At 67.1% G+C, this 4,149-nt stretch carries 3 protein-coding genes; 2 read left to right on the forward strand and 1 reads right to left on the reverse strand.

The features are described from left to right. Window positions 1–1,106 (reverse strand): ATP-dependent helicase (locus ACRDPN_RS07975; protein WP_431446873.1); only part of this gene is annotated, 1,106 nt, incomplete at its 3' end. A gap of 161 nt (window positions 1,107–1,267) precedes the next feature. Here ACRDPN_RS07975 and aceB point away from each other — a divergent pair. Beyond that, a complete protein-coding gene (gene aceB / locus ACRDPN_RS07980; RefSeq protein WP_431446875.1) occupies window positions 1,268–2,812 on the forward strand; it encodes a malate synthase A in 1,545 nt (514 codons plus the stop codon). 47 nt (window positions 2,813–2,859) lie between these two features. Then, window positions 2,860–4,149 (forward strand): Nramp family divalent metal transporter (locus tag ACRDPN_RS07985; RefSeq protein WP_431446876.1); only part of this gene is annotated, 1,290 nt, incomplete at its 3' end.

Consider the following 4,149-nt stretch of genomic DNA (forward strand, 5'->3'; position numbering starts at 1 on the left):
GCGGTCGGTGACACGAACGTGCGGACCTCGACGCGGCCCTCGTCGTCGACCCGGGAGACCGGCGAGCGCAGCATCTCGTACGCGCTGCCGTCGACGGGTCCGAGAGCTCCGCGACCATGCACGACCGACTTGACCGCGGCACCGATCCTCGACCCGTAGCGGTGGGTGTTCTGCAGCACGATGACGGGCGCCGGTGTGTCGCCGACGGCGAACTCGTGACGGAACTCGAGGATGCCGCGGACGTCGGCGCCACGAAATCCGTAGATGGACTGGTAGGGATCGCCGACCGCCACGAGGTCGCGACCATTGCCGGCCAGAGCGCGGAGGAACGACACCTGAAGCGGATCGGTGTCCTGGTACTCGTCGACGACCACCAGACGGAAGCGCTCGCGCCAACGGTGACGAACCTCGGCATCGGCGAGCAGGCGCACGGCCTGGAAGATCATGTCGGTGTGGTCGATGGTGTTCTCGAGCGCAGCGACCGAGGTGTACTCGTCGAAGAATCGTCCGGCGCTCTCCCAGTCGACCCGGCCGTGCTCGCGGCCGAGCGCCTCGACGTCGACCGCGTCCATGCCGAGGCCGCGGGCCGACGACATGAGCCGCTGGAGCTCCGAGGCCAACCCGCGCGTGTGCAGGGCGCCACGCAGCTCGCGCGGCCAGAGCTGCGGGTCGCCGCTGCGGAGCAGCTCGGCGATGGCCGCGTCCTGCTCCGGCGCACTGAGGAGGCGCATCGGGCTCGTGTACTGCTCGGACGCCTGCTCGCTGCGCAGCAGCGCGTAGCAGAACGCGTGGAACGTCATCGCCGGCGTGACCGCCGCAGTGCGGTCGAGACGACGCGCAATGCGGGCGCGTACCTCGCCGGCAGCCTTGCGGCTGAACGTGAGCACGAGCACCTGGTCGGGACTCAGCCCCTCGCGCTCGATGCGTCCGACGACGGCCTCGACGACCGTGGTGGTCTTGCCCGTACCAGGGCCGGCGAGCACGAGCAGGGGACCGCTGCCGGGGGTCGCGCCGTGCTGGACCACTGCCTGCTGCTCGGCGTCAAGAGGATGTGCGTCAAGTCGTTCAGTGGCCGCAGGCGGCTGCAGGACGTACTCGACAGGCATGCGCCCATCTCACCAGACGGTCCCGACAACCGAGGGTCGATGCCTCAACTGGTACCCGCCCCTGCCCACCGGTTGCCCCTCTGACTCATTCGGCATACGTTTTCAGATCGTAGAAGGTTTCTTCCGCAGAGCGGATGCCTGACCGAATTCGGGGGAATTCGATGAGCGTCGAGATCACCGCGCCGATCCACGATCGGTTCGACGAGATCCTCACCGAGGATGCCCTGGCCTTCCTGGCACGTCTCCACCGCGAGTTCGAGCCACGCCGGCGAGAGCTGCTGGAGGCTCGTGGGAGGCGCTACGCCGACCTGGCCGAGGGCGGCATGCTGCACTTCCTCGAGGAGACCAAGGACGTCCGGGAGGCCGACTGGCAGGTCGCCGAACCGGCACCCGGCCTCCAGGACCGCCGCGCCGAGATCACGGGGCCCACCGACGCGAAGATGGCGATCAACGCGCTCAACTCCGGCGCCAAGGTGTGGCTGGCCGACCACGAGGACGCCAACACCCCGCTGTGGGAGAACATGGTCCAGGGCCAGGTCAACCTGCGGGACGCGGTCGCCGGGACTCTGGAGCACACCAACCCCGACGGCAAGCACTACTCGCTCAACGACGAGACCGCGACGATCGTCGTCCGGCCCCGCGGCTGGCACCTCACCGAGAAGCACGTGCTCGTCGATGGCGAGCGCATGTCGGGAAGCCTGTTCGACTTCGGGCTCTACTTCTTCCACTGCGCCCAGGCCCAGATCGACCGCGGCTCAGGCCCGTACTTCTATATTCCGAAGATCGAGAGCCACCTTGAGGCCAGGCTCTGGAACGAGGCCTTCGTGCTGGCCCAGGACGACGTCGGGATCCCGCAGGGCACCATCCGCGCGACCGTGCTGATCGAGACCTACCCAGCGGCGTTCGAGATGGAGGAGATCCTCTACGAGCTCCGCGACCACTCAGCCGGGCTGAACGCCGGCCGCTGGGACTACATGTTCAGCGTGATCAAGTACTTCCGCAGCCGCGGCCAGGACTTCCTGCTCCCCGACCGCAACGCGGTGACGATGACCGTCCCGTTCATGCGGGCCTACACCGAGCTGCTCGTCCGTACCTGTCACCAGCGTGGCGCGCACGCCATCGGCGGAATGGCGGCGTTCATTCCGAGCAAGGACGAGGAGACGAACCGGCAGGCGTTCGAGAAGGTGCGAGACGACAAGACCCGCGAGGCGACCGACGGCTTCGACGGGTCGTGGGTGGCCCATCCCGGCATGGTCGAGCTGTGCACGGAGGTGTTCACGGAGGTCCTCGGCGACGATCCGGACCAGCGTCACAGGACGCGCGACGACGTGGACGTCTCGGCAGAGCAGCTGCTCGACGTCGCGAGCACCCCGGGCGAGATCACCGAGGCGGGCCTGCGGTCGAACATCAGCGTCGGCATCCAGTACCTAGACGCCTGGCTGCGCGGCACCGGTGCGGTCGGCATCAACAACCTGATGGAGGATGCCGCGACCGCGGAGATCTCCCGCTCACAGGTGTGGCACTGGCTGCACTCCGGCGCGTCCCTCGCCGACGGCCAGCAGGTCACCCGCGACCTCGTCGAGCGGCTGATCGACGAAGAGACCGGCGGCCGCTCGACGGACGCCCGGGCGCTCTTCACGGAGATGGCGCTGTCCGAGCACTACGAGGACTTCCTGACTGTGCCGGCGTACGAGCGGATGCCCTGACCAGACGAAAGAGTCCAGAGAACCGAGACTCCCGAGGAGGAGCGACCATGACCAGTCCGACACCCGAGCGAGGTGAAGCCTCGACTCGAGCGGAGATTCCCGACAAGCACGTACCGGCGGTCAAGTACACCGACCTGCCCGAGCCGTTGCCGATGAAGAAGGTGATCGGGCCCAGCGTGCTGCTGCTGGCCGGCGCCATCGGATCCGGCGAGTACGTCCTGTGGCCGAGCATCGCGTCCCAGGTGGGGCTGGTGCTGGTCTGGCTGGTCATCCTCGGCGTGGGTACCCAGTACTTCCTGAACATGGAGATCGAGCGCTACACCCTCGCCACCGGCGAGACGGCGGTCACCGGGTTCACCAGGCTCTGGAAGCCCTGGGGGACGCTGTTCATCATCATGGGCGTGCTCGCCTGGATGTGGCCCGGGTGGGCGACCGGGGGCACCACCACCCTGAGCTTCGCACTCGGCTTCTCCGAGGACCTGATCCCCTACATCACCATCGGAATCCTCATACTGATCGGCTTCGTGCTGACCTTCTCCCCGGTGGTCTATCGGACCGTGGAGAAGATCCAGTTCTTCATGGTCGGCCTGATCGTGCTGTTCGTCCTCTACGCGATCGTCGCGCTGCTCGGCGGCGACGGATACTCGGCGCTCGGCCGCGGCTTCGTCGAGGTGGACAAGATCCCGGACGGCGTCGCCGACGTCGGTGCCGCTGCCCTGCTCGGAGCCATTGCCTTCGCCGGTGCAGGCGGCGTGATGAACCTGGTGCAGTCCAACTGGGTCCGTGACAAGGGTCTGGGCATGGGCGCGAAGCTGCCCAAGGTGGTCTCGCCGTTCACTGGCGAAGAGATCGCTGCACCCACGACTGGCTACTTCTTCCATCGCGACGAGGAGAACATGCGTCGCTGGAACGGCTGGTGGAAGGTCGCGAACCGCGAACAGTTCTGGACCTTCTTCGTGATCGGCGGGGTGGCCCTGCTGGTCTTCATGACGCTGACCTTCGTCACAGTCGGCATGGGCGGCGACGCCGAGAGCTTCGACTTCATCCAGCTGCAAGGCGAGGCGCTCCAGGACGAGAAGGGCGCCTGGCTCGGCACGATGTTCTGGTTGATCGGCAGCGTCGTGCTGTTCTCGACCAACCTGACCGTGCTGGACATGATCGGCCGGCTCACCGCCGACGCGCTCAAGACCACCACGTTGCGCGACAACGACAACTGGAGCGAGAGCCGGCTGTACTTCATCACCGTCTGGGCGATGATCCTGTTCGGCTCGATCATCCTGCTCTCCGGTGTCGACCAGCCCTTGTTGCTGCTGGTGATCGCGGCTGCGCTCAACGGC

It is taken from the genome of Aeromicrobium sp., assembly GCF_050700635.1.
Taxonomy (GTDB): domain Bacteria; phylum Actinomycetota; class Actinomycetes; order Propionibacteriales; family Nocardioidaceae; genus Aeromicrobium.

What these genes read in the sequence shown, in the direction of transcription:
- aceB (WP_431446875.1), top strand. Translation starts at nt 1,268, where the DNA reads ATGAGCGTCGAGATCACCGCGCCGATCCACGATCGGTTCGACGAGATC.